This window comes from Demequina litoralis, assembly GCF_030418455.1.
Taxonomy (GTDB): domain Bacteria; phylum Actinomycetota; class Actinomycetes; order Actinomycetales; family Demequinaceae; genus Demequina; species Demequina litoralis.
The window spans coordinates 136,390-161,207 of the sequence record NZ_JAUHPW010000001.1; the positions used below are offsets into that span (position 1 = coordinate 136,390).

At 73.1% G+C, this 24,818-nt stretch carries 19 protein-coding genes; 14 read left to right on the plus strand and 5 right to left on the minus strand.

From position 1 onward, the window contains the following. Positions 1–10: 10 nt before the first annotated feature. On the minus strand, positions 11–1,582 hold the full coding sequence (locus tag QQX09_RS00645; protein ID WP_301130778.1) for an SDR family oxidoreductase: 1,572 nt from the start codon (positions 1,580–1,582) through the stop codon (positions 11–13). A gap of 349 nt (positions 1,583–1,931) precedes the next feature. Between QQX09_RS00645 and QQX09_RS00650 the strand changes: the two genes are divergently transcribed. The 5 genes from QQX09_RS00650 to QQX09_RS00670 are packed head-to-tail and all read left to right on the plus strand — an operon-like array spanning position 1,932 to position 8,950. Next, the gene (locus tag QQX09_RS00650) at positions 1,932–3,194 is read left to right on the plus strand and encodes a glycosyltransferase (protein ID WP_301130779.1); all 1,263 of its coding nucleotides are present in this window, start codon (positions 1,932–1,934) and stop codon (positions 3,192–3,194) included. Further along, positions 3,184–4,491 carry a glycosyltransferase gene (locus QQX09_RS00655; protein WP_301130780.1) on the plus strand — a complete coding sequence of 436 codons (1,308 nt, stop codon included), beginning with the start codon at positions 3,184–3,186 and terminating at the stop codon, positions 4,489–4,491. The genes QQX09_RS00650 and QQX09_RS00655 overlap by 11 nt, the downstream gene beginning before the upstream one ends. Beyond that, positions 4,488–7,079 (plus strand): glycosyl hydrolase family 8, encoded by a 2,592-nt coding sequence (locus QQX09_RS00660; protein WP_301130781.1) that lies wholly within the window; start codon positions 4,488–4,490, stop codon positions 7,077–7,079. Before QQX09_RS00655 ends, QQX09_RS00660 begins: the two co-directional genes overlap by 4 nt. A 21-nt stretch (positions 7,080–7,100) precedes the next feature. Then, positions 7,101–7,550 (plus strand): GtrA family protein, encoded by a 450-nt coding sequence (locus QQX09_RS00665; RefSeq protein WP_301130782.1) that lies wholly within the window; start codon positions 7,101–7,103, stop codon positions 7,548–7,550. Beyond that, on the plus strand, positions 7,547–8,950 hold the full coding sequence (locus QQX09_RS00670) for an NAD(P)/FAD-dependent oxidoreductase (protein ID WP_301130783.1): 1,404 nt from the start codon (positions 7,547–7,549) through the stop codon (positions 8,948–8,950). Before QQX09_RS00665 ends, QQX09_RS00670 begins: the two co-directional genes overlap by 4 nt. Here QQX09_RS00670 and QQX09_RS00675 read toward each other — a convergent pair. Continuing rightward, positions 8,947–10,194, minus strand: coding sequence for a glycoside hydrolase family 5 protein (locus QQX09_RS00675; RefSeq protein ID WP_301130784.1), 1,248 nt, complete (start codon positions 10,192–10,194; stop codon positions 8,947–8,949). The two genes, QQX09_RS00670 and QQX09_RS00675, sit on opposite strands and share 4 nt — an antisense overlap. A gap of 152 nt (positions 10,195–10,346) precedes the next feature. Then, positions 10,347–11,768 (minus strand): FAD-binding oxidoreductase, encoded by a 1,422-nt coding sequence (locus QQX09_RS00680; RefSeq protein WP_301130785.1) that lies wholly within the window; start codon positions 11,766–11,768, stop codon positions 10,347–10,349. Positions 11,769–12,229: 461 nt separating this feature from the next. On the opposite strand from QQX09_RS00680, the gene QQX09_RS00685 reads away from it, so the two are divergent. Beyond that, positions 12,230–12,724, plus strand: coding sequence for a hypothetical protein (locus QQX09_RS00685; protein WP_301130786.1), 495 nt, complete (start codon positions 12,230–12,232; stop codon positions 12,722–12,724). 12 nt (positions 12,725–12,736) lie between these two features. On the opposite strand, the gene QQX09_RS00690 is transcribed toward QQX09_RS00685, so the two are convergent. Next, positions 12,737–14,068, minus strand: coding sequence for a flavin monoamine oxidase family protein (locus tag QQX09_RS00690; protein ID WP_301130787.1), 1,332 nt, complete (start codon positions 14,066–14,068; stop codon positions 12,737–12,739). Between the two features lie 233 nt (positions 14,069–14,301). Here QQX09_RS00690 and QQX09_RS00695 point away from each other — a divergent pair, with 233 nt between their 5' ends. The 8 genes from QQX09_RS00695 to QQX09_RS00730 all read left to right on the plus strand — a co-directional run bounded on the left by QQX09_RS00695 (position 14,302) and on the right by QQX09_RS00730 (position 23,808). Beyond that, a complete protein-coding gene (locus tag QQX09_RS00695; protein ID WP_301130788.1) occupies positions 14,302–15,927 on the plus strand; it encodes an alcohol dehydrogenase catalytic domain-containing protein in 1,626 nt (541 codons plus the stop codon). 94 nt (positions 15,928–16,021) lie between these two features. After that, positions 16,022–16,501 carry an SRPBCC family protein gene (locus tag QQX09_RS00700; RefSeq protein WP_301130789.1) on the plus strand — a complete coding sequence of 160 codons (480 nt, stop codon included), beginning with the start codon at positions 16,022–16,024 and terminating at the stop codon, positions 16,499–16,501. A 116-nt stretch (positions 16,502–16,617) separates the two neighbouring features. Further along, entirely contained in the window at positions 16,618–17,412 is a 795-nt protein-coding gene (locus QQX09_RS00705) for a hypothetical protein (protein ID WP_301130790.1), read from the plus strand. A gap of 37 nt (positions 17,413–17,449) precedes the next feature. Further along, positions 17,450–18,118, plus strand: a complete 669-nt coding sequence (locus QQX09_RS00710; protein ID WP_301130791.1) for an SDR family NAD(P)-dependent oxidoreductase — start codon at positions 17,450–17,452, stop codon at positions 18,116–18,118. Between the two features lie 76 nt (positions 18,119–18,194). After that, positions 18,195–18,707: an LURP-one-related/scramblase family protein gene (locus tag QQX09_RS00715; RefSeq protein ID WP_301130792.1), complete on the plus strand. Its 513-nt coding sequence runs from the start codon at positions 18,195–18,197 to the stop codon at positions 18,705–18,707. Positions 18,708–18,730: 23 nt separating this feature from the next. Beyond that, positions 18,731–19,012: a hypothetical protein gene (locus QQX09_RS00720; protein ID WP_301130793.1), complete on the plus strand. Its 282-nt coding sequence runs from the start codon at positions 18,731–18,733 to the stop codon at positions 19,010–19,012. Between the two features lie 123 nt (positions 19,013–19,135). Further along, entirely contained in the window at positions 19,136–21,949 is a 2,814-nt protein-coding gene (locus QQX09_RS00725) for an MMPL family transporter (protein WP_301130794.1), read from the plus strand. Continuing rightward, the gene (locus QQX09_RS00730; protein ID WP_301130795.1) at positions 21,946–23,808 is read left to right on the plus strand and encodes a hypothetical protein; all 1,863 of its coding nucleotides are present in this window, start codon (positions 21,946–21,948) and stop codon (positions 23,806–23,808) included. The genes QQX09_RS00725 and QQX09_RS00730 overlap by 4 nt, the downstream gene beginning before the upstream one ends. Before the next feature lie 64 nt (positions 23,809–23,872). Here QQX09_RS00730 and QQX09_RS00735 read toward each other — a convergent pair whose 3' ends face one another. Further along, complete coding sequence (locus tag QQX09_RS00735) at positions 23,873–24,775, minus strand: aldose 1-epimerase family protein (RefSeq protein WP_301130796.1); 903 nt, start codon at positions 24,773–24,775, stop codon at positions 23,873–23,875. Between the last annotated feature and the right edge of the window lie 43 nt (positions 24,776–24,818).

A 24,818-nucleotide genomic window follows, 5' to 3' on the forward strand; every position in this document is an offset into this window, starting at 1 on the left:
GAGGCCCGGTTCAGCCCGCGACAGCCGCCTCGCCCTCGGCCTCGGCGACGATGCGGTTGACCATGCCGCTGAAGATGAGGCCGTGGAACGGCAGCATCGACAGCCAGTAGAGGCGACCCGTGAGGCCGCGGGGGAAGAAGACGGCACGCTGCCAGTAGGTGGAGCCGTCCTCGGTCGGGTCGACGCCCAGCTCGAGCCACGCGCTGCCCGGCACCCGCATCTCGGCACGCAGACGCAGCAGCCGCCCCGGTTCGACATGCTCGACCCGCCACACGTCGATCGCGTCGCCGACAGTGACGCTGCCCTGGGTGCGACGCCCGCGACGCAGCCCAACCCCGCCCGACAGCCGGTCGACGAGGCCCCGCGCCGCCCACAGCACCGACGCGGAGTACCAGCCGGTTGCGCCGCCGATCTGCGAGATCACCTCCCACACGGCCGCGGGTGTCGCGCTGGTCGGCTTGGTGCGGGCGTCCCTGAACACGGTCCGCCCGGCCCAGTCGGGGTCGCTCGGCATGGGGTCGCTGGGCGCGTCGGGCACGCGCGCGTCGACCCAGCTGGTCTCGACACGGTCGATCTCGATGCGGCCGAGCGCCAGGCGGACGGAGTCGGCGTAGCCGGTGAGCCCGCCAGGCGGGGGAGGGATGAGGCCGTCGATCGCATCGTCCTTCACGACGCACGAGTGGAGCAGCGACTCGACCAGCGGGCGCGCGATCTGGCGCGGGACCGGCGTGACGAGCCCCACCCAGTGCGAGGCGAGGCTCGGGGTGAGGACCGGCAGCGCCGTGATGACGCGCGTCGGCAGGCCGGCCACGGCGGCGTAGCCGTTCATCATCTCGGAGTACCGCATCACGTCGGGCCCGCCGATGTCGTACTCGCGGTCGAGGTCGCCCTCCGCACGCGCGGCGGCCAGCAGGTAGTAGAGGACGTCCCGGACCGCGATCGGCTGGATGCGGTTGCGGACCCAACGCGGCGCCGGCATGTAGGGGAGCACCTCGGTGAGGTGGCGGATCATCTCGAACGACGCGGAGCCCGAGCCGATGACCACCCCGGCCTGGAGCACGAGCGTCGGCGTCGCGGACGCGATGAGGATGTCGCCGACCTCCTGACGCGACGCGAGGTGCGCGGAGAGCTCGACGCCGTCGGGATGCAGGCCGCTGAGGTAGACGATGCGTCCCACGCCGTGCCCCGCCGCCGCCTTCGCGACGGTGAGGGCGATCGCCCGGTCGAGCCTGCCGTAGTCGCGGCCGGCGTGCATCGAGTGCACGAGGTAGTAGACGACGTCGACGTCCGCCATGGCGCGGCCCAGCGCCTCGGGATCGGAGGCGTCGCCCTCCACCACCTCGACGGCATGCGCCCACGGCAGCGCGTCGATGCGGCGCGCGGACCTCGACAGCACGCGCACGCGGTAGCCGCCGGCGAGCAGGCGCGGCACGAGCCTGCCGCCGATGTAGCCCGTCGCTCCGAGCACCAGCACGCGCGGGGCGGCGCCGTCGGGGCCCCGGGCCGCGCGCAGCGAGGGCTCGGCCCCGGTCGGGCTGCTGAGGCCCTCCGCGTCGGTCACGCCGCCGTCGCCGTCGCTCACGCCCGCCTCCCGTCCTCCCGGCACCCGCATCGTCCTGTGCCAGGGGCAACGGTGGCGCGGGGGCCGCGCATTCCCCGCGGGTGCGCGACGCGGGCGGGACCCGCAGGCGAACCCTATGTGACGAGTATGTTAAATGTCCGTTTCGTCCTATACAACCGGTTACACCGCCGCTAGGTTGGCGGTTGTCAGCGTTGCCGCGGTGCTGGGGGGGCCAGGATCGGAGCGACGCATACGTCGACTCCTCTCCGGAATCCACCCGCTCTGCTGACGCTCCGCCGTGCCCGTTCGCGGCTGGGCTCGTGGCGACTGTACGCGGACCCTGCCCACGGAACCAGTGAGGACCACGGCGATGGCTTCCTACCCGATCCAGCCCGACCACGAGCCGCGCCGGACCGCGCCCCCGCGGACCGCGCTGATGATCGTCCCCACCTACAACGAGTCGGGCAACATCGCGGCCCTGCTCGAGCAGCTGTTCGCGCTGCCGACGCGGAAGCGCACCGGCTGGGACCTGCACGTCCTCGTGCGTGACGACCGGTCGCCCGACGGCACCGGCGAGATCGTGGAGGAGCTCGCGGCGGGGCGCTACCGCGGCCGGCTGCTCCTGTCGCGGGGCACCAAGCAGGGGCTGGGCAAGGCCCTCGAGCTCGCGTTCGGCGAGGCGCTCGAGCTGGGGTACGAGGTCGTCATGACGATGGACGCCGACTTCTCGCACGCGCCGCTCGACGTGCTGCCGCTGCTCGCGGCGATCTCCGACGGTGCCGACGTCGCGGTCGGATCGCGGTACACGCCGGGCGGGCTCATCCCCGGCGACTGGCCGCTGAGCCAGATCGTGCGCACGCGCGTCGCCGGCTCGGTGGCGCGCGGGGTCGGCGGCATCGATCCGGGGCTGCGCGAGCTCACCACGAACTTCCGAGCGATGCGACGGACGGTGCTCGCCTCGATCGACTTCGGCCGCGTCAAGGCTCGCGGCTACGGCTTCCAGATCTTCCTCGCCAACGCCTTCTCGAGCGGCGGATGGAAGGTCACCGAGGTGCCCATCAGCTTCCACACGCGGGCGCACGGCGTGTCCAAGGCGAGCGTCAAGGACGTCCTCGAGTTCATCCGGATCGCGCTGCAGCTCAACGACGACTCGCCGTTCAAGCAGCTCGTGCGCTTCCTGCTCGTCGGCGCCTCCGGCACCCTCGTCAACCTCGGCTCGCTGTGGGCGCTGCGCAGGATCCTCATGCCCGAGGACCCGGTGGACGACGGCATCTGGCTGCTGTCCGCCGCCGCCATCCAGATCTCCATCCTGTGGAACTTCTGCTGGCACACCGGCTTCACGTTCCGGCGGTACCGGCGTACCGGCGGGGTGCTCGGCGCCCGCCAGATCCTCGCCAACCTCCTCAAGTTCGAGGGGGCGAGCGCCCTCACCCAGACGGTGATCTTCAGCGCGTTCGTCGTGTTCTCCAACCTCGGCGTCTTCTACCTCTTCGCCCAGGCGCTCGGCATCGCGATCGCCGTCACCGTGAACTACTGGGTGAGCAGCCACTACATCTGGGACTGGCGGCGCCGGACCTCCGGCACCACCCCATCGGTCCTCCCGACCACCCCGGAGCTGCGCCGTGTCGCATGAGATCGTCACCGCCTTCGTCCTGACCATCGCGGTGGTGCTGCTCGTGCAGGCCGTCGCCAGCCTGGTCCAGACGCTCTACATCTGGGACTCGCCCGAGCGGATCCAGGCGGCGGGCAGGCCCGCGACCTTCGCGCGGCCGAAGCACGGCTTCACCGTGCTGCTGCCCGCGCGCCACGAGGCCGACGTCATCGGCGAGACCCTCCGCAAGCTCGGCGAGGCGCGGTATCCCAGCCACCTCGTCGAGCTGATGGTGATCTGCACCGCGGACGACACGGAGACCATCGCGGCGGCCGAGGAGGCGGCCCGCGAGCACGACCTCTCCAACGTCACCGTGCTCGTGTTCCGCGGTCGGCCCGGCAAGTCGCGGGCCATGAACCTGGGGCTCGAGGCGGCGAGGCACGAGATCGTGACGATCTTCGACTCGGAGGACGACGTCAGCCCCGAGATCTTCTCGATCGTCGACACGCTCTACCAGCGGCGCGCGATCGACGTGCTCCAGTGCGGCGTGCAGCTGATGGATCACGACAGCCACTGGTTCAGCGCCCACAACGTGCTCGAGTACTTCTTCTGGTTCAAGTCCCGGATGCACTACTTCGCCAAGGAGGGCGCCGTGCCGCTCGGCGGCAACACCGTGTTCTTCCGCGCCTCCGACCTCCGCGAGGTCGACGGCTGGGACGAGCACGGCCTCACGGAGGACGCCGACCTGGGGATCCGGCTGAGCCTCGCCGGGAAGCGGTTCGGCGTCATGTACGACGCCGAGCACGTCACCCGCGAGGAGGTGCCGCACTCGACCGGCGCCTTCATCAAGCAGCGCACGCGCTGGAACCAGGGTTTCCTGCAGGTCATCCGCAAGGGCGACTGGCTGCGGCTGCCGAGCCTGCGGCAGAAGGTGCTCATCGGCTCCGTGCTCACCGCGCCCACCTTCATGGCGATCGTGATCGCGTGCGCGCCGCTCTTCATCCTCATCGGCCTCACGATGAAGCTGCCCGTGCTCGTCAGCCTGCTCACCTTCGTGCCGCTCATGCTCGCCGTCGTGATGCTCGCGACGAGCGTGCTCGGCCTGTACGAGTTCGGCAAGGACCAGGGGCTCCGGATCTCCCCGTACCGCTACCTCGCGCTCGTCGTGAGCTTCATCCCGTACCAGGGGCTGCTCATGGTCAGCGCGGTGCGCGCGGGCTACCGCGAGGTCACCGGCCGGCGAGGCTGGGAGAAGACCGTCCACACCGGTCGGCACCGCATCGGCGCCGCCGAGGCCCGCCCGGTGCTCGCACCCGTGATGGCCCAGGAGGCCGCGTGACGACCCTGGCGGTGCGCCCGATCCGGGCGCATGCCAAGCCCCGCGCGTCGCGTCGCACCGAGGTGGTCCTCGTGGTCGCGGTGCTGGTGGTCAGCGCGGTGCTCCACGCCTGGAACATGTTCGGCTACCCCTACTTCGAGAACGACGAGGCGACCTACCTGTCGCGCGGCTGGGCGTTCATCACCGAGGGTCAGCTCGACGTCAACACCTACCGCTACGACCACGCCCCGCTCGGGTGGATGGGCATCGGCGGCTGGCTCGGCGCGACCGGCGGCGGCGCGCTCTTCGGCGGGATGCTCGAGGCGGGCCGCGTGCTCATGCTGCTCGTGCACGTCGCGAACACCTTCCTCGTCTACCTCGTCGGCAAGCGGCTCACCCACGGCCGTATCACCGCCGGCATGATCGCCGCGCTCGTGTTCGCGCTGTCGCCGCTCGGGATCTACTTCCAGCGACGCGTGCTGCTCGACAACCTCATGGTGCTGTGGGTGCTGCTCGCGATCCTCCTGCTGGTGCGGCGTCCGCTCACGCTCGGCCGCACCATCGGCAGCGGCATCGCGTTCGGCGTCGCAGTGCTCACCAAGCTCAACGCCGCGTTCTTCGGCATCGGCTTCCTCGTGCTGCTGTGGGCCGGCGCCGCGGGCCCCCAGCGCAAGCACGCGGTGCTGCACTGGCTCGCGAGCGCCGGCGGGACGGTGCTGCTGTTCTTCGTGTACGCGATGCTCAACGACGAGCTGCTGCCGGCGCCCGTCGACGCGGACGGCGTACCCGCCCGGGTGAGCCTCGTCGACACCTTCGGGCTGCAGCTGGGGCGCGGCGACTTCGCGTGGCCGTGGGAGGCCGAATCCAGCTTCCAGCTCGCCGTCGGGTCCTGGCTGGTGAAGGACCAGTTCACCATGGTGATCGGCGCGGGGGCGACCCTCGCGCTGCTGGCGATGATGGTGCTCCGCCGCTTCCGCGACGCCGGCACCGTCGCGGTCGTCGTCTTCATCCTGTCGTACTGCCTGTTCCTCGCGCGCGGCGGCATCGTCATCGACCTCTACGTGGTGCCCGCGCTGCCGTTCCTCGCGCTCGCGGTCGGCATCCTCGTGGCGAGGATCACCGAGATCGCTCCACCCGGAGCGCTGCGCCCGGTGATCGGCTCGGCCGCGGCGGTCGCGATCGTCGCCGGCTACGTCATGGTCGCCGACCAGAAGCACCTCGTCACCGACGAGACCGCCAACCAGGTCGCGGCCGTCGAATGGATCGAGCAGGAGGTCGACCCCGACGCGGTCATCGCCGCGGACAACTACGTCTACCCCGAGCTCGCCCAGGAGGGCGGCTACTCCGGGACCATGTACTTCTTCAACGCCGAGTACGACCCGGAGCTGCGCGAGTCCTACGCCGACGACTGGCGCGACATCGAGTACCTCGTCCTCACCCACGAGGTGCTCGACCAGATCGCGCAGGGCACCGTGCCGCGCATGGCCGAGGTGCTCGCCCACTCCGAGCTCGTGGCGTCGTACACGTCGGGCTCCTCGAGCTTCATCGACCTCGACGCGCGCATCTCCACCAACGGCGACTGGGTGCAGGTGTGGCGGACGAAGAGCCGGAACGAGATCGTGCTGCAGGACGCATGGGAGCGGTTCCGCGACGACTGGCTCGTCTCGTACGGCCAGGTGCTCGAGGACGAGCCCGGCACCACCACGTCGCTGGACCAGGCCCTCGCGCTCGAGCAGGCGCTCGCGCAGGACGACCAGGCGGCCTTCCGCGGCATCTGGGCCTGGACGACCGACCACCTGCGCCACCGCGAGGCGGACTCGCTCGCGTCGTGGCAGTGGATCACCGACGAGCTCGGCGACGGCGAGCTCGCCAGCCCCGACACCGTGTGCGCCGCCGACCAGCGCTTCATCGGCCTGCTCCTCGACGCGGCGGACGCGTGGGAGCTCGGCGGGCTCCGGGCCGAGGCCTCGGACATCGCGGACGACTGGTGGAGCCGCTGCACCTTCACGGTCGACGGGCTGCGCCTCGTCGACTCGTCCGCGGACGGCTCCGTCGACGACCAGCTCGTCAACCCCTCGTACTTCGACCCGGTGCTGTACCGCCGCCTGGCCGAGGAGCTGCCCGACCACGACTGGCAGCGGCTGGTCGACGACGGCTACGCGTTCCTCGGGCGCGTCGCGGACGAGCGCGGGACGGTGCCCAACTGGGTGGTCCTCACCCAGGACGGCGAGCTCGAGCGCGCGTCGCGCCTCACGGGCGCGGGCGCGGACCGCTTCGGCGAGGACACGCTGCGGCTCGTGCCGACCCTGCTGCGCGAGGAGCTGGCCGGCGAGGAGCGCGCGAGCGACATCCTCGACACGCTCGTGCCGCAGCTCGTGTCCTACGCGGCCGATTCCCCGGGGCTGCCCGCGGGGTCCACGCTCGCGATGGTCGCGCAGGTGCGCGACATCGGATACGACCCGGCGGCGCTCTACCGCACGCAGGTCGCGTCGCAGATCGACCCCGACACCGGTACGTGGGACAGCACGCTCGCGGACTTCGCCTGGACCTACTCGTGGCACCGCTTCCAGCGGAGCCTGCCGACGGACGTCACCGTCCCGCTCGCCTGACCCGCACGCCGAGGAGAACCCATGAACGCCGTCACCGCCACCCCCACCCCATCGGCCCGGCTGCTCGCGCTCGCGGACCGCTACCGCCGGTTCCTGCTCTACGTCGCGATCGGCGGTGGCGCGCTCGCCGTCGACGTGGGCATCTACGCGCTACTCGCCGTCGGAGCCGGGATGCACCCCGTGCTCGCGAATACGACCTCGACGTTCGTCGCGATGATCGTCAGCTTCGCGGCGAACAGCCTCCTCAACTTCAAGGTGAAGGACCGCATCGTCGCACGGTTCCTGTCGTTCACCCTCGTCACCGGCGCCGGGTACGTCGTGAGCACGCTCATGCTCGCGGTCCTCGTGGACGGGCTGCACGTCGACGCGCTGCTCGCCAAGGGCGCGACCCTGCCGGTGGTCGTGATCCTCCAGTACACGCTCAACAAGAAGCTCACGTTCGCCACTCCTGAGGAAGGGACAGCATCATGACCGGGACCGCACCCGCACGCGTCGCCATCGTCGGCGGCGGCTTCACCGGCCTCACGGCCGCCTACGAGCTCGCCAAGGCGGGCCATCACGTCGAGGTGTACGAGGCCGCCCCGACGTTCGGGGGGCTCGTCGCCGGCTTCGAGCTCGCCGACGGCTTCCCGCTCGAGCGCGCGTACCACTTCCTCTACACGACCGACGAGTGGATGATCGGGATGGCCGAGGAGCTCGGCATCCGCGACAGGCTGGACTTCTACCCGAGCTCGATCAAGGCGTTCCACGAGGGCAAGCGGTACGGCTTCACGACCCCTCTCGAGCTGCTGTCCTTCAAGCCCCTGTCGTTCGTCGACCGGGTCCGCACCGGCCTCACCGGGCTGCGCACCCTGTCGCTCAAGAGGTGGCAGCCGCTGACGACCGTCACGGCCTACGACTGGCTGTGCAAGGTCAACGGCAAGCGCGCGACCGACATCGTGTGGAAGCCGCTGCTCGTGGGCAAGTTCGACGTGTACTGGGACAAGGTCACGATGGCGTGGCTGTGGACGCGCATCCACGTGCGCCAGACGTCGAAGATCAAGGGCGAGCAGACCGAGCGGCTCGGCTACTTCGAGGGCGGCTTCCGCATCATGGTCGACCGCTGGCTCGAGGAGCTCGAGGCGCGGGGGGCCGTGCTGCGCCCCAGCACGCCCATCCAGGCGTTCACCGAGGTCGACGGCCGGCCCGCGCTGGTGATCGACGGCGAGGAGCGACGCTTCGACGCGGTGCTGGGGGCCATCCCGAGCAACGCCCTCGCGCGCGCCGCGAAGGACCACCCCGCCATGACCGCCGAGTACTCGAAGCAGCTCACGGACATCGACTACCTCGGCGCGGCGCTCATGGTCGTGACGACGAGCGAGCCGATCACCGACACCTACTGGCACCAGATCCACGATCTGGACGCGCCCTTCCTCGTGTTCCTCAGCCTGGACTCGCTCATCGGCACCGAGAACACGGGCGGCCGGTACATCTACTACGTCGGCGACTACGTGCAGAACGACGACGAGGTCATGACGATGGACGAGGACGAGCTGCGGGAGCGCTGGTACGCCGGCCTCGAGCGGCTTCTGCCCGAGTTCCGGCGCGACCTCGTCACCGAGTCGCACATCTTCCGTTTCCGCAACGCCCAGCACATCGTCGACGTGACCTTCCAGTCGCGCATCCCCGAGATGGTCACGCCCCTGCCCGGCTACTTCCTCGCGAACTTCTCCCAGGTGTTCCCCGAGGACCGCGGCACCAACTACGCGGTGCGCGACGGTCTCAGGGTCGCGGGCCTCATGGACGAGGCGCTGCGCGCGGAGCCCTCCCGCGTCGCGGAGCAGGAGGCGGTGGCCGTGCCGGCGTCGGAGCTGGACAAGGCCGCGTCCTAGCCTGCGGGCGTCGCCGCCAGCTCGTCGGCGTAGGGGAGCACGTACTTGCCCTCGCCGTAGGCGTCCCAGTAGTGGTGGGCCTCGTAGAGGAAGTTCCCGGAGGCGTCGTCGATCCACCCCGTCGGGTGGGTCGACCGCCACCGCGCGAGGCTCGACCAGTCGTACCCCGCGACGACGAGCAGGTGCTCGTCGCCGGCGGCGCGCAACGCCGCGACCGTCTCCTGGGTCATCTGCTCCCACACGGCCGCCGCGCCGCGCTCGTCGCCGCCGCCGAGGTCGTGGGGCTCGTTCATGAGGCCGTAGCCGAGCAGCGCGGGGTGGTCGCCCCAGGTGCGGGCGATCCGCAGCCACACGTCCGTCATGCGTGCGCCCGGCAGCGCGTCGGAGCCCAGCAGCTGGGTGCCGGCGTCGGTGACGTAGGCCCCGTAGTTGTGCAGGTCGAGGATCACGTCGATGCCGGCCGCGGAGGCCGCGTCGAGCTGCGCCGTGACCGCGGCGACCTGGGCGGGGTCGAGCCGGCCCTCGAGCGCGGGCTGCAGCCGCTCCCACCGCACGGGCAGGCGCACGAGGTCGATTCCGCGCCCGGCGAGCCACGCGTAGGAGGCGACCGGCTCGGCGAAGTAGTCGGTGCCGAGCGTGCCGGGGTCGGCGCTGCTGAACCCGTTCTCGGTGCCGAACTCGAGGCCCGCGAGGGAGACGCCGTGGCGGGCGCCCGTGCCGTCCGCATCCTGCCCCGCCTGCAGCGCCTCGATGACCCGCGCCTGCCCGCTCGCGGTGTCGAGCGAACCGCTCCCAGAGTCGCCGTAGGTGACGAGCGGGTAGCCGGAGGACCAGTGGCTGCCCGCGGCCCAGGCGGCCGTCCACAGGCCCTCCTGGTCGGCCAGCAGGTACCAGTACTCGCCCAGCTCGTCCCAGTCGCTGTCGGTGGCGGACGGCCAGCCGACCTCGCCGATGAAGCCCGCGGCCGCGTTCTCCTCGAGCCAGGACGCGAAGTCCCGGAGCGCGTCGATCTGCTTCTGCTGGAGCGCGTCCAGCTCGACGTCGGCGAGCACATCCGGATCGGCAGGGGTGGGCGAGGGTGTCGGCGTGGGCGACGTCGCTGCCGGGCTGGCGGCGGGCGTGCTCGGGGCCGCCGCGGGCGCGTCCGCGCGCGTGACCGCCGCGGTGATCGCGAGCGCGGCCGCCCCGACGCCGAGCATCGCGGTCCAGGCCAGACGGCTGGCTGACGGGCGGCGACTGCTCACGGGATCACCTTCCGGGCGGTCCGACGGTTCCGGACCTTGGGGATCGACGACGCTGGGTGCTCTGACGGCCGAGCGGCGGGGCGTGCGCTCGTGGCCGATGCTACCTGGCAGACCCCTGGCTGCGGCACCCCCTTCGGAGCGTCGGCGGCGTCCTAGGCCGGGAGGATGTTGTTGTTGATGCGGAAGAGGTTGTCCGGGTCGTAGGTCCGCTTGACCTCGCGCAGCCGGCCCAGGTTCGCGCCGTACTGCTGGTCGACCACCTGACGGTCCGACGCATCGTCCCCGACGAAGTTGAGGTACGTGCCTCCCGCCCCGTCGAGGCCCCGCGCGGCCTCGACGGTGGCGCGCACCCAGGCGCGCACCTCGGGCAGGCGCGCCGCGTCCTCCGTCATGCCGTCGACGCTCAGCATGAACGGCGCGCTCCGGTCGCCGAAGGCGGTGTCCGCCGCGCCCACGCGCCCGCACGCGCCGCCCATCGCGGGGAGGTGGACGAGGATCCTCGGGTCCGGCCGCTCGAGCGCACGGGCATAGACGAAGGAGAGGGCCTCGTCGTCGAGACGATCGAGGTAGAGGGACTTCCAGTACGAGTGGACGGGAGTGTCGTCGCCGTCCAGGGCGTACTGGAGGAACCGGTAGTCGCCGAGCATGTCGCTCATGTCGACGAGCGGCTCGCCGAGCGCGCGGTAGGGCGCCAGCGCCTCGCGGCCTCGCGAGGCGTCGCCCGCGTAGACCGCGCCGATGATGAGGACGTCGCGCCCGCGGGCCGGCGGCGGCGCGGTGTCGTCGTCCGCCATCGTCCACAGCATCGCCCGCGAGGTCACCTCGTCGGGCGCGTCGACGGCGAGGTCGCGCCAGCCACGCAGCACGCCCTCGGAGCCGGCGAGCGGGTGGAGCACGAAGGCCGCCGCGATCTCCGGGCCGAGCGGGTGCGCCCGGAACGTGAGGTCGACGGCGACGCCGAAGTTGCCGCCGCCGCCGCGGATCGCCCAGAACAGGTCCGCGTGCTCCGTCGCGCTCGCGGTCACCACCTCGCCGGAGGCGAGCACGATGCGGGCGGACAGCAGGCTGTCGCAGCTCAGCCCCCACTTCCGGACGAGCCAGCCGACCCCGCCGCCGAGGGTCAGGCCGCCCACGCCCGTGGTCGACACGATCCCGCCGGGCACCGCGAGCCCGAAGGCCTGGGTCTCGCGGTCGACCTGGCCCCAGGTGGCGCCGCCCTGCACGCGCACGGTCAGGTTGGCGGGATCGACCCAGACGCCCTTCATGTCGCGCAGGTCGAGCACGATGCCGTCGTCGACCGAGCCGTGCCCGCCGACGTGGTGGCCGCCCGAGCGGATCGCGAGGGGAGCGCCCGTGGTGCGAGCGAGGTTGACGCCGTCGACGACGTCGGCCGGTCCGGTGCACCGGATGATCAGCGCGGGTCGACGGTCGATGGCGGCGTTGTCGAGCCGCCGCAGATCGTCGTACCCGGGGTCGGTGGGCGTGACGAGCGCGCCACGGAAGACCGCGCCGAGCTCGCCCAGCCTCTCCGCGTCGACCGAGAAGGGCGTGGGGGTGCTGCTGGTGGTGGCCATGCTGGGGACCGTTCCTGTGCCGTGCCGGCCCATGTTCCGGGGATGCGCGCCCAGGCCGGCATCCGGCCGCTCAGGGCCTGGGGTTCGGGCGCGGCGATCGAGGCGGGGCGGTGGCGGCCCGGCTCGCGAGGGTGGGGGAGCCTGGGCGTGGACGCAGGCCTCATGGCGCTCGCATCACGGTGGTGCTCGTTGCTGCTCATGCGCTTCCCGTCCCCCCTGGTCGGTGCGCCGGCATCTCGCGTCCCGTCCATTGCAGCACCGTCGGCACGGCCCCGCAAGGTGACCGGGTGCGTCGTGGCCAGGGCGACGGGCAGGAATCCCGCGCGGGCCTCATCGGGCCTGCCGTACCGCAGCCGCGGTACGCCGGGAAGACCACGGCTGGACGATGCGGCGGGCGCCCGTGCCCGCGAGGCTGGGGTCATCGCTGAACGGCAGCGCGAGCACGAGGGAGCCTGAGGATCATGACGACCACGCCCGACGGAACGGGTATCAGGAGCGGCAGCGGGATCGGCGTGGTGGTGGCGCTCGCGGTCGTGCTCGCGGCGTGCGCCATCCCCGGCGCCGGAGCGGCGCCCGCGCTGGAGGAGGGCGTGGTGGCCGCGCCCGTCGCGGCGGTCGGCACGGCCCTCGACCGTGCGTTCGATGCCAACATCGCCGAGGTCGAGCGGTTCATCGACCTCGGCGGCCGGGTGTCCGACGGGCCGGACGGACTGCTGCTGCTCGACGCGAGCGGCGAGCTCGCGCGGACGGGCCTGGTCGCGCTCGCGGCCCACCTCGCGGACTCGCTCGACCTGGACGCCGGCATCGTGCGCGAGGCCGTCGCGGCGGCGGCCACGGCGCAGCCCGACGCCGCGAGCGGCCTGGCGACCGGCACCGCTGAGCGCGACGGCTACGTCCTCATCTGCACCGCCTCCCACGGAGGCATCACCCTCGCGTTCGACGATCACCGGGCCTGAGCCGCTCGACCTTCAGGCCCGCGACCACAGCCGTTCGATCGGGACCGTGCGGCCCAGGATCCGCCCGGCCGCGCGATGCCCGGAGAGCATCGCCGCGGGCACGGTGGCCGGGTCGTCGGTCCACGTCGCCTCGCCGGCGAGGTGGAGGACGTCGCCCACGGGGGTCGCGAGATCGTCGTGGTCCGCGGTGGTCGAGCCCACCGTCATGTACGCGTACGAGCCGCGCGCGAAGGGGTCGGCATGCCATGCCGTCACCTGGACGGAGACCGGCTCCTCGGCGCGTTCCCCGTACAGGCGCCGCAGCTGCTCCATCACGGAGGCCGCGACCCGCGCATCGTCCCATCCCTCGATCTCGCGGGCGGTGGGGCCGGCCGCGAAGGTCAGCAGGGTGGGCGCGTCGTGCAGGCGGGTGAGGTCGTAGAAGGAGTGCCAGCGGCGGCCCTCGGGACCCTGCTGGCGGACGGCGTGCACGCCGTCGTCCCAGAAGCGCGAGGGGAAGCGCAGCACGACCTTCTCGAAGCGGTTCATCTCCAGCCGTGCGAGGGCACCCGCCACGGGCTCCGGAAGCGGTGGCGTGATCGCGAGGTCGCCGGACTTGAGCACGCCGACGGGGACGGTGAGCACGGCGGTCGAGGCTCGCAGCTCGGCGCCGGCGGCCGTGGCGACCCGCACCCCGTCGGCGGACCAGCGCAGCCGCGTGACGACGTGCGCCAGGCGCACGTCCAGCCCGTCCGCGAGGGCCTGTGGCAGCCGGTCGTAGCCGTCGGGGAAGATGACCTCGTCGCCTTCGACGTCATCGTCGTCCAGCCCATGCGCGGCGAGGTCCTCGATCCACGCGCCGTACTGCTCCTCGGACCGGTGCTCGAGGAACTCGCGCACGCGCGCCGTGCGCGCGCCGCCCCAGCCCTGCGCGGCGAGCGCGCGCTCGGTGACGTCCCGGTACGAGTCGTGCGGGCCGGAGCGCGCGACCTCACCCGCGAGCACCGCGTCGACGGCGTGCACGTCGTCCGCGAAGCGCGCCGCCGCATCGTCCGTCAGCCGGGCGGCGGCGGGGGAGAAGTATGCGATCGGGCGGCCGTCGGGCTGGTAGCTGCCGACGGTGAACTCCGTGGTGCGCATCCCGAACGCCTCGACCGCCGCGGCGACCGGGCAGCCGTCGACGCCGTGGATCCACGAGGCGCCCAGGTCCGTCCCGAGGCCGTCTCTGCGGTCGGTCCACACCCGCCCGCCGATGCGGTCACGTGCCTCGAGCACCGCGACGCGCCTCCCTGCGTCGGCGAGCAGCCGTGCCGCGGTCAGGCCGGCGACGCCGGCTCCGATGACGATCGTGTCGAGCTGTTCCATGGCCGGCGGGGCTCCATCGCGAGGGGTCGTGGGTGAGCGCGACACTAGCGGACGCCCCGCCGGGCCGTCCGCGGCACGTGGACGCGTCGCGCCGCCGCCGGGGGGCCCTCCCCCCGCCGCTCATGTGAATGCGGATTAACAAATTCCGTGACATCCGGGTCCGGAGAGTCCACACTGGACGCGACCGCACCGGCGCGGTCCGTGTTCGTACAACGCCGTACGGAAGGAATGGGATGAGCCTCGAGACCCCGGTCCTCGCCGCCGTCGTGCACTCCAGCGGGTCCGAGCCCGTCACCGCGGAGGTGCGCCTCGACGCGCTGCGGCCCGACGAGGTGCTCGTTGACGTCGCCGCGTCCGGCATCTGTCATACGGACCTCACCGCGATCGACGGCGGCTCGCCGTTCGCGTACCCCGCGGTGTTCGGGCACGAGGGCGCCGGCACGGTGGTGCGGGTGGGCGACGCGGTGACGCGCGTCGCGCCGGGGGACCGGGTGGTGCTCACGTTCGACTCGTGCGGCGGATGCCGCCGCTGCCGGGACGGTCACCCCGCGTACTGCGAGGAGTTCGCGGCGCGCAACTACCGCGGCGCGCGTCCGGACGGCTCCGCGACCGTCGCGGACCGGGCCGGCGAGCCCATCCGCGCCGCATGGATGGCGCAGTCCTCGTGGGCGACGCGCGCCATCGCACGCGAGACCAACGTGGTGCCCCTCGGCGAGGACCTGCCGTTCGCCCTCGCCGCGCCTCTGGGCTGCGGGGTGCTCACCGGCGCCGGGACGGTGCTCAACGTGCTCGCGCCCGCGCACGAGGACCGGCTGCTCGTCGTCGGCGCGGGCAGCGTGGGCCTCGCGGGCCTCATGGCCGCGCGGGCACGCGGGTGCGCCGCCGTCACTGTCGTCGAACCCGATCCCGCCCGCCGCGAGCTCGCGCTGGCGCTGGGCGCGACGCGCGCGCTGGCGCCCGCGGAGCTCGAGGTGCGCCGCGGGTCGTTCGAGCACGCGCTCGACACCGTCGGCAGCCAGGAGGCCCTCGACCTCGCGATCGGGGCGCTCGCCACGCCCGGCACGTGCGCGACGGTCGCGCTGCGGCGGGGAGGCAACCCGGTGACCGTCAGCCAGACGGCCCTGCTGTGGGGGCGCACGCTCACGGGCGTGATCGAGGGGGACGCCGTCCCTACCGAGGCCGTCCCGCTGCTGGTCGGGCTATGGCGCGCGGGCCTCTTCCCGCTGGAGAGGCTGGTCTCGCCCTTCCCGTTCTCGCGCCTGGACGATGCGGTGGCGGCCGCGCGCACCGGAGCCGCCGTCAAGGCGGTGCTCGTGATGCGCGAGGACGGGGCGACGCCGGCCGGTGCGGCGGCGACGCGCGGCGGTACCGCCGCGGACCGCGTCCGGGCGATCGCGGCGGCCGGGCAGGGCGACGCCGACGAGCTCGCCGCCCTGTGGGACGTGCTGCCCGAGGCGCGCGCCGCCGATCTCACCGGTCTGTGGCGGGGCACCGGCATCGACACCGGCCACCGCATCCATAGCACGCTCGAGCGGTCCGGATGGTTCGGAAAGAACTTCGTCGACGACGCCCACGTCCAGCCCATCGTCTGCCGCGACCCCGACGGCACGCTGGTCGCCGACGCCGGGCTCGCCGGCGGCGGCGCGTGGCTGGCCGACTGCGCGCACCGGGGCAAGGTCACGGCGACCATGACGTACGACTCCCGACCCATCCACGACCACTTCGTGCGCGTCGACCGCGACACCCTGCTCGGCGTGATGGCCGGGCGGGCAGCCGGCGACCCGCGCATCCCGTACTACTTCGTCCTCGCGCGCGTGGAGGGGGCGCCGGCCGGACCGCTGCCGGAGCGCGGTGCCTGAGCGTCCGGCCACCCCGACGGCGGAGGCGCCGCGGACGTAGGCTGGAGAGGTGGGCGCACCACCACCGTCTCGGTCGCGAGAGGGGGTGAGCAACATGACTGTGACGCAGCCCTACTTCGCGTTGTCGGCTCACGTCGACGCGCCCGTGCACACCGTGTTCGAATACTGCCGCGACCCGCGCAAGCTCCACGACGGCGACCCCATCGAGGTGGTCGACGCCGATGTCACCGACGCGGGCCCGGGCACCACCGCGCAGCTCCGGTACCCGGCGCCGTTCCCGCTGGACGAGGACGTCGCCTTCACCTTCACGGAGGAGGTCCCGGACGAGCGGATCGTGTTCGAGGCGGTCCCGACCCTGTGGATGCGGGGACACCACCGGCCGCACCACGGATTCCCGCCCGACACGTTCATCTGGACGTTCGAGCCGGAGGACGGAGGCACGCGCCTCGGGGTGGAGGTCCGGGTCCCGGACGTCACCCTGAGCTACCGCCTCGGACGCAAGTCCATGATCGCGCGCGTCCAGGCGCGGCTCGACCGCGTCGTCGACCACATCGAGCACCCTGCGGCGGCCTGACCGCCGCCACCGCGGGCCCCTCCGGCGGGAGGGGCCCGTCCCACGCCGCGCCCGGTCCGCGCATCCGACCTACAGTGGAGGGGATCACCCTTCGCAGCGGGGCCAAGGGGGTTGTCATGGCAGGCGTGCGCGGCTGGTTCAGGCGGTGGGTCTATCACGACGCGACGGCGACGCCGCGGTACTCGGCGCTGTGGGCGCTGTTCCTCTCCGCCGTGATCTCCGTCGGCGTCCTGGGGGCCTCGGTCTACCTGCTCGGACGCCTCGCCACCGAGACGCAGGACAGCCCGGAGGCGGCGCTGTCGCTGGTCTTCGTGGCGGCGGCCGTGGTGCTGGTCCTCGTGATCTCGGCGCTGGCCGTCGTCCTCAAACGTCTCAAGCTGCACGACGCGTCGCAGGCGATGGGCCTGCCCGCCGGCAGCATCCGCGCGGTGATCGCGCTGCTGCTCATCATGCTGTTCTTCATCGCCGCGATCTTCATCTTCAACAGCACGCAGCAGACCGCCGACACCGCGGACGTCCGCGAGCTCACCGGGATCACGCAGGACCGGTACAACGGCATCCCGACGGAGCTCCTCAAGGAGGCCACGCCGCGCCTCGTCGACGGCGAGACCGTGTACGACGTGATCCTGTACCCGCCGTCGCGCAACACCGCGACCTCCGACGACATCGCCAAGCAGCTCGTCACCACCGTCGGCACGCTCGTGACCGCCGTCGCGGCCTTCTACTTCGGCACCGCGACCGCGGCGCACTCGGCGCAGACGGGCGCCGTGGCCGCGAGGCGACGGGAGGACGAGGAGGCGGACGACGCGGACGACGGTGACGGCCCGGACCACGGGGACGCGACGCGCGACGAGGGCGAGGACGCCGACCGCAAGGACGACGGCTCGAGGCCGGGTGACGGCGCGCGCTAGGGTCGGAGGCGAGCCCCAACAGTCGAAGGAGACACCCATGCCCACGCTCGCGATCGTCGGAGCAGGACCAGGACTCGGTGCGGCCGTCGCACGCAGGTTCGCCCGCGAGGGCTTCTCGGTCGCCCTCATCTCGCGCGACCAGGGCAGGCTCGACGCCCTCGCGGAGGAGCTCGCCGGGGACGGCGTCACGGCCCGCGGCTACGCCGCCGACGTGCGCGACGGCGCGTCGCTCGACGATGCGCTGGCACGCGCGGCGGCAGAGCTCGGCCCGATCACGGCGCTCCAGTACAGCCCGCTGCCCTCGCGCGACTATCTCAAGCCCGTCCTCGACCTCACGCCCGACCTCGCGCTCGAGGCGCTGCGGTTCTCCGCGCTCGGCCTCATCCATGCCGCCCGCGCCGTCCTGCCCGCGATGCGCGCGGCCGGCGAGGGCAGCATCGTCCTCATCAACGGCGGGACGTCCGTCCAGGCGCGCGCGGGCTTCGCCGGCACCTCGGTCGCGTTCCCCGCCGAGAGCGCATATGGCGAGATGCTGCACGATGCGCTCTCGGAGGAGGGCGTTCGGGTGGTGCAGCTGGTCATCCCCGGCGCCATCCCGAAGCTGCGCTACACGCTCGACGAGGTCGCGGACCGCATCTGGGGGCTGCACGCCGGCGCCGAGGAGTTCCGGACCATGCTGATCCCGCTCGACGAGGGCCGCGAGTAGCGGCACGCCGCATCGTCCCTGGTCTCCCGGCGGTGCGCGCGCTACCGTGGCGGCACCGAAGCGATTGGAGCGAACCATGGCCCTGCCACCGGTCCCCGAGGGGTACACGCGCTACCTCATGAAGAGCAAGTTCGGCATGGGACGCGACTTCCAGATCCTCGCTCCCGACACCGAGGAGCAGCTCTTCTTCGTCGACGGCAAGGTCGGGCCGCGCCCGCGCGCCGACGTCCAGGGCCCCGACGGCGCGCTGCTGTACGAGGTCACCGGGAGGATGTTCGGCATCCCCAAGCGCATGGACGTCACCGATCCCGCGGGCGAGCAGGCGGCCCACCTCCACGCCCAGCCGTTCAAGTTCGTCAAGGACAAGATCGAGGTCTCCCTCGCATCGGGCGACGAGTGGCTTCTCGAGGGCAACGTGATCGAGAAGGACTACACGCTGCGCAAGGAGGACGGCACGGTCGCGGTGCAGATCACCCAGAAGTGGGTGACCGTCCGCGACAAGTACACGATCGACATCCTCGACGGGGTGGAGCCCGGGCTCGCGTTCGCCCTGGTATGGGCCATCGACCGGTGGGTCGAGCGCGACTGAGCCGACCGATCTAGGGTGGGCTCATGTTCGTGCTGATGTCGGTCCATCACCCCCACCCGGAGCACCGCGACGCTCTCGTCGACTCGATGCACCGCTACGGCGCCGCCATCCGCGGCCAGGCGGGCCTGGTGCGGATCCACACGCTCGCCGATGAGCGCTCGGACCGGCTCGTCGGGCTCGCGATCTTCGAGTCGCGTGAGGACTTCGAGCGCCTCGCACCGATCGCGCGCGCCGCGGTCGCCGACGACCCCTTCGACGAGTGGGAGCAGCGCGACATCGACGGCCTCGCGCTCACCGAGATCTAGCCGCACCTCGGCTCCCGTTGCCGGGCCCCGAGCCCGGGCGTAGCCTGGCGAACGCGCAGCATTCGTGACGATTCCTCTCACTGGGCCGCCTCCCCACCGGTGCGAGCGGAGCGAGGTGAGCCGATGTCCGCGATGCTCTACGCCCTGGGCCGGTGGGCCTACGAGGCGCGCCGCCTCGTGCTCGCGGGCTGGATCGTCGTGCTCGGGGTCGCCATCGCGCTCGCGTCCTTCGTCGGCACGGGCACCAACAACAGCTACACGTTCCCCGGCACCGAGTCGCAGGACGCCCTCGACGCCCTCGCGCGCACCTTCCCGCAGTTCTCCGGGACGTCCGCGCAGCTCATCGCGGTCGCCCCGGACGGGCGCGAGGTCACGGGCCGCGGGTTCCAGGCGGCGGTCGAGGACGCGGTCGACCAGATCCAGCAGATCGACCAGGTCGCCGGCGCCACCTCGCCCTATGGCGGCACCACGAGCAGCAACATCGCGCCCGACGGCTCGGCCGCCCTCGTGCCGATCCAGCTCTCGGTCCAGGTCCCGCAGGTGCTCCCGTCGACGGAGGCGGCGCTGCAGCGCGCGGGGCGGCACCTCGAGGACGCGCTGCCGGACGGTTCCCGGGTCGCGGTCGGCGGCCAGCTGTTCTCGCAGACCGATCCGGGCATCGGCGCGAGCGAGGTCACCAGCCTCGGTCTCGCCTACGTGGTGCTCGCGATCACGTTCGCCTCCCTCATCGCCGCGGGCATGCCGCTCGTGACCGCGACGCTCGGCGTCGGGATCGCTGTCGCCCTGGTCTTCGCGGTGACGCGCTGGGTGACCATCACGTCGACCGCGCCGCTGCTGGCCGTGATGCTCGGCCTCGCCGTGGGCGTGGACTACGCGCTCTTCGTCATCAGCCGCCATCAGGACCAGCTGCGCCGCGGCATGGCGCCCGAGGAGTCCGCGCCGCGCGCGATCGCCACCGCGGGATCCGCGGTCGTCTTCGCCGCGACCACCGTCATCATCGCGCTGCTCGGACTGTCGGTCGCCGGCATCCCGTTCCTCACGGTCACGGGCGTGGCGGCCGCCGCCGGCGTGGCCGCCGCCGCGCTCATCGGGCTCACGCTCACCCCGGCGCTGCTCGGCTTCGCCCGCTGGCATGCGGTCGGACGGCGGTACCGGCCCTCCCACGCACCGCCGCCAGGCGAGGACGATGCGGCGGTGTCCGACGACGTCGGCGTGGACGATGACGCCGACGCCGCGGGCGAGGAGCAGGAGCCGGTCGGCGGGTTCTTCGGCGGGTGGGTGCGTGCCGTCACGAGGTGGCCGCCGGTCACGGTCGTGCTGGTCGTCGGGGTCCTGGGCGCGGCTGCGGTGCCAGCGCTCGACCTCCGGCTCGCGCTGCCCGACGCGGGATCCCTTCCGGAGGGCGAGCCGGGACGGACCACCTACGACCTTGTCGCCGAGCACTTCGGGCCCGGCTTCAACGGGCCGCTGCTGCTGACCGGGTCGGTCATCCAGAGCACGGATCCGGTCACGCTCGTGGACGACCTCGCCGACGAGGTGGCCGCGGTCCCCGGAGTCGCCTCGATCGCGCTCGCGACGCCCAACCAGACCGGCGACACGGCGATCATCCAGGCCATCCCGGCCGGCGCGCCCGACTCGGAGCGCACCGAGCGGCTCGTGCACGCGCTGCGCGCGCTCGAGCCGACGTGGCTCGAGGAGTACGCGGTCGAGCTGTCCGTCACCGGGTACACCGCGGTCGGGATCGACATCTCCGACACGCTGGGCGGCGCGCTGGTGCCGTTCGCGCTGCTCGTCGTCGGGCTGTCGCTCGTGCTCCTCGCGATGGTGTTCCGGTCGCTCGTCGTGCCCGTCACGGCAGCGCTGGGCTACCTCCTGTCGATCGGGGTCGCGTTCGGGGTGACGTCGCTCGTGTTCGTCGACGGCGCGCTCACGGGACCGCTCGAGGTGGCGCACGTCGGGTCGATCATCAGCTTCATGCCCATCATCGTGATGGGGGTGCTGTTCGGGCTGGCGATGGACTACGAGGTGTTCCTCGTGAGCCGGATGCGCGAGGCCTACCTCGACCGGGCGGAGCCGCGGCGCGCCATCCACCACGGCTTCGTCGGGTCGGCGCGGGTGGTCACCGCGGCCGCGATCATCATGACCGCCGTGTTCGGCGGCTTCGTGCGCGGTGGGGAGGCCTCCATCCAGCCGATCGCGCTGGGCCTCGCCGTCGGCGTGGCATGCGACGCGTTCCTGGTCCGGATGACGCTCATCCCCGCGGTGCTCGCGCTCTTCGGTCATGCGACGTGGTGGTTCCCCCGGTCTCTCGACCGTGCGCTGCCGCACTTCGACGTCGAGGGAGCCGGACTTGCCGCGGAGGATGCCCTCGCCGACTGGCCCGTGCCGGGCGACCGCGTCGCGATCGCGCTCGAGGGGGTGCGCATCCACGGGATGCCCGATGCCGCACGCGCGCTCTCCACCATCGTCGAGCCCGGCGACGTGCTCGTCGTCGAGGGCGGGGACGCGGCCGCGCGCACGCGCGTGCTGCTCGGCCTCACGGGTCGCACACCCGTGGCCGTGGGGCGTGCGAAGGTGGCCGGGCTCGTGCTGCCCGTGCGGGCAGCCTCGGTGAGGAGCCGTTCCGGCTACGTGCGGCTCGCGGGTGAGGACGATGCGCCGGCCCGCCTCGCGGACGCCGCCGCCGGGCACCGCACGGTGGTGCTCGCCGTCGACGGCGCGGCGCTCGCGCCCGATGCCGCCGACCGGGCGGCGCTGGCACGTGCGCTCGACGATCTCCGTCGGACCGTGCCCGGCCGCACGGGGGAGGCCCTCACGCTCGTGCTGGCGAGCGAGCACGAGGTCGACGTCGTCGGCCTCCTCCCGGCCGGTGCGCGCATCCGCGGCGTCGACCTGGGGCCCGTGCCCGCGGCGCGGCGGGCGGGGGCCGCCGTATGAGCGCGCGGCCGTTCGACGGCACCGCCGGCGCCGAGCGCTGGGGATGGCGCGCGCTGCTCGGCGTTCTGCTCGTGCCGCTCGTGGTGGCGGGCCTGCTCGCGTGGGCGCTGGCCGCACCGTCGGAGGACCTCGACCGGGTCACCGCTGCCATCGTCAACGCCGACGACCCCGTGCAGGTCGACGGCCAGACGGTGCCCCTGGGGCGGGAGTTCGCGGGCGAGCTCATCGGGGGGCAGGCGGGCACGGGAGCACCCGACGACCCGGGCCCGGACGCGAGTGCGAGCCCGGCCCCGTCCGGTCCGAGCTTCACCTGGGTCCTCACGAACGAGTCCGACGCGAGGGAGGGGCTGGACAGCGGCACGTACGCCGCGATCGTGCGGATCCCGCCGTCGTTCTCCGCCGACGCGACCTCGCTGTCCGGGCCCGCGAAGGACGCCGTGGCGGCGACGATCCACGTCACGACCACCCCGGCCACCGCGTTCCTCGACCCGGCGCTCACCGAGGTGGTGGTCGAGGCGGCGGTCGCGAGCCTCAACCAGCAGCTCACCGCGCGCTACCTCACGAACGTCTACGACGGCTTCAACCAGATCCAGTCCTCGGTCGCGCAGGCGGCGGACGGAGCGGCGCAGCTGGCGGAAGGCGCGGACTCGCTCGCGTCCGGCGCCGAGCAGCTCGCCGCCGGTGCCGACCGGCTCGAGGCCGGGCTGGACTCGCTCGACGAGGGTGCGGCGACGCTGGCGGCAGGCCTCGACCGCCTCGCCGCCTCGGTGCAGGCGTTGCCGGGGGAGACCGCCCGGCTCGCGGCCGGGGCGGGCGAGGTGGCGGCCGCGCTCGACACCGAGGCGGCCGTCCTGGGCGCGAGCGTCGCGGAGGCCTCCGCGTTCGTCGCCGACCTCTGCGCGCGGCCCCGCCAGCCCGGCTGCACACGTGGCACCGCGCTGGTGGCGCGCCTGCGCTCGGCACAGCAGGCGGTGGATGCGCTGGCCGGCGGCGCCGACCAGGTCGCCGCCGGCAACGCGGCCCTCGCGGCGGGCATGCCCGGCCTGGTCGACGGGGCGGACGCGTCCGCCGCCGGTGGCGAGGAGGTCGCCGCGGGTGCCGCGGACTCCGCGGCCGGGGGTGCCGAGGTCGCGCAGGGCGCGGGGTCGGTCGACTCGGGCGCGGCGGACCTCGACGACGGCGCGGGCCAGCTCGCGGACGGCCTCGCGGACGCGGCGGACCAGATCCCCACCTACGGGGACAACGCGATCGCCACGTTGTCGACGGTCGCCTCCCGGCCGGTCGCCACGACGGTGGCGCCCGCGCCCGACGGCGTCGTCTCCGTCCCGCTGTTCGCGGTGGTCGGCCTGTGGGTCGGGGGCATCGTGGCTGCGCTCGCGCATCGTGCCGTGCCGCGCCGCCGCCTCCTCACCGCCGCCTCCACGGCGGCGATCGCGGGCGGCGCGGTGCGCGCGTCCGCGCTCGTCGGGCTCGCGCAGGGCGCGGTCGTCGGCATCGCGGTCGCTCGCTTCGTCGACGCCGGGCTCGGGCCGCGCGTCCTGTTCGGCCTGGCGACCATGGGCATCGGGACGGTCTTCGCCGTCGCCAACGCCGGTCTCGCCGCGGCGCTCGGCGGGGTCGGGCGGATCCTCGCAGCGATGGTGGGCGTCGCGACGCTGGCCGTGGGCACGTCGTCGACCGTGCCCGCCGCGCTGTCCGGGTCCGTCCTGCTGCTGCCGACCGATGCCGGCAGGCGGCTGCTCGGCGCCTCCCTCGGCATCGGCCCGGGAGGCGCGGCGATCGCCGCGCTCGTCGTGGTCGCGGTCACGGGCGTGCTGCTCGTCATCGTCGGGGTCGCGCGTCGCCGCACCGTGGCGTGATCGGACGCGGGCCGCGCGCCGACGCCCCCGGCCGGAGGTCGGGGGCGTCGCACGTGGCACCGGGTCAGCGCAGGCGCATGCCCCACGTCAGCGCGTGGGTCGCGCCCGGCTCGAGGGTGACGAGGTGGTCGCCGGTGCGGAAGGCGTCGGCGATGCAGCTCATCGGCTCGATCGCGACGCCCGCGCGCTTCACTCCCGGCACCTCGTCGCCCGTGCAGATCTGCCAGGCGGTCGCCTCGGAGTCCGCCCAGATCTCGACGGTCGATCCGTCGGCCCAGCCCAGGCGCGCCCACGAGCGGCCGTCGGCGTCGAGGATCGGGTCCACCCAGGCGTCGTCGAAGGCGACGCCGGGCAGGTCGCGCGGCGTGCGCAGGTCGAAGTCGCCGTCCACGGGCACCACATCGGCGGGCAGGAGGCGGTCGTCGACCGTCACGCGCGAGGAGGCGTCGAGCTGGAGCGTGCACTCGTCGAGCGGGGTGCCGCCCGGCGCGAACCACGGGTGGAAGCCCACGCCGTAGGGGAGCGCCTCGGTGCCGGCGTTGCGTGCCACGGTGGTGATGGTGAGGCCGTCGTCGGTCAGCGCGTAGGTGACGGCGAGCGACAGCTGGAACGGGTAGCCGGGACTCGCGGGCAGGTCGAGCGTGAGCGTCGCCTCCGCGCCGGTGGACGATGCGACGGTCCAGTCCTCCCAGCACACGAGGCCGTGGAGGGCGGTGCCTCGTCCGGGCTCGGTGAGCGCCACCTGCAGCTCGCGGCCGCCGAAGTCGTAGCGGCCGTCGCGCAGACGGTTGGGCCACGGGGCGAGCACCATGCCGTGGAAGGCGGGGGCGATCTCGTCGGCCCCGAACGGGACCACGACGTCGCGCCCGCCGACGGTGTACGCGCGGAGCGCCGCACCGATCGTCGCGAGCGTGGCGACCTGGTCGCCGTGGGTGAGGGTGATCGGTGTACCGGAGATGTGGCTCATGGCGCGACCGTACCGCGCCCCGGCCGGGATCGCCGACCGGCGG

Bases quoted from the DNA above. Each gene is read 5' to 3' on its own strand.
- QQX09_RS00650 (WP_301130779.1), top strand. From the start codon at position 1,932: ATGGCTTCCTACCCGATCCAGCCCGACCACGAGCCGCGCCGGACCGCG.
- QQX09_RS00665 (WP_301130782.1), top strand. From the start codon at position 7,101: ATGAACGCCGTCACCGCCACCCCCACCCCATCGGCCCGGCTGCTCGCG.
- QQX09_RS00670 (WP_301130783.1), top strand. From the start codon at position 7,547: ATGACCGGGACCGCACCCGCACGCGTCGCCATCGTCGGCGGCGGCTTC.
- QQX09_RS00680 (WP_301130785.1), bottom strand. From the start codon at position 11,768: ATGGCCACCACCAGCAGCACCCCCACGCCCTTCTCGGTCGACGCGGAG.
- QQX09_RS00685 (WP_301130786.1), top strand. From the start codon at position 12,230: ATGACGACCACGCCCGACGGAACGGGTATCAGGAGCGGCAGCGGGATC.
- QQX09_RS00690 (WP_301130787.1), bottom strand. From the start codon at position 14,068: ATGGAACAGCTCGACACGATCGTCATCGGAGCCGGCGTCGCCGGCCTG.
- QQX09_RS00695 (WP_301130788.1), top strand. From the start codon at position 14,302: ATGAGCCTCGAGACCCCGGTCCTCGCCGCCGTCGTGCACTCCAGCGGG.
- QQX09_RS00700 (WP_301130789.1), top strand. From the start codon at position 16,022: ATGACTGTGACGCAGCCCTACTTCGCGTTGTCGGCTCACGTCGACGCG.
- QQX09_RS00705 (WP_301130790.1), top strand. From the start codon at position 16,618: ATGGCAGGCGTGCGCGGCTGGTTCAGGCGGTGGGTCTATCACGACGCG.
- QQX09_RS00710 (WP_301130791.1), top strand. From the start codon at position 17,450: ATGCCCACGCTCGCGATCGTCGGAGCAGGACCAGGACTCGGTGCGGCC.
- QQX09_RS00715 (WP_301130792.1), top strand. From the start codon at position 18,195: ATGGCCCTGCCACCGGTCCCCGAGGGGTACACGCGCTACCTCATGAAG.
- QQX09_RS00720 (WP_301130793.1), top strand. From the start codon at position 18,731: ATGTTCGTGCTGATGTCGGTCCATCACCCCCACCCGGAGCACCGCGAC.
- QQX09_RS00725 (WP_301130794.1), top strand. From the start codon at position 19,136: ATGTCCGCGATGCTCTACGCCCTGGGCCGGTGGGCCTACGAGGCGCGC.
- QQX09_RS00730 (WP_301130795.1), top strand. From the start codon at position 21,946: ATGAGCGCGCGGCCGTTCGACGGCACCGCCGGCGCCGAGCGCTGGGGA.
- QQX09_RS00735 (WP_301130796.1), bottom strand. From the start codon at position 24,775: ATGAGCCACATCTCCGGTACACCGATCACCCTCACCCACGGCGACCAG.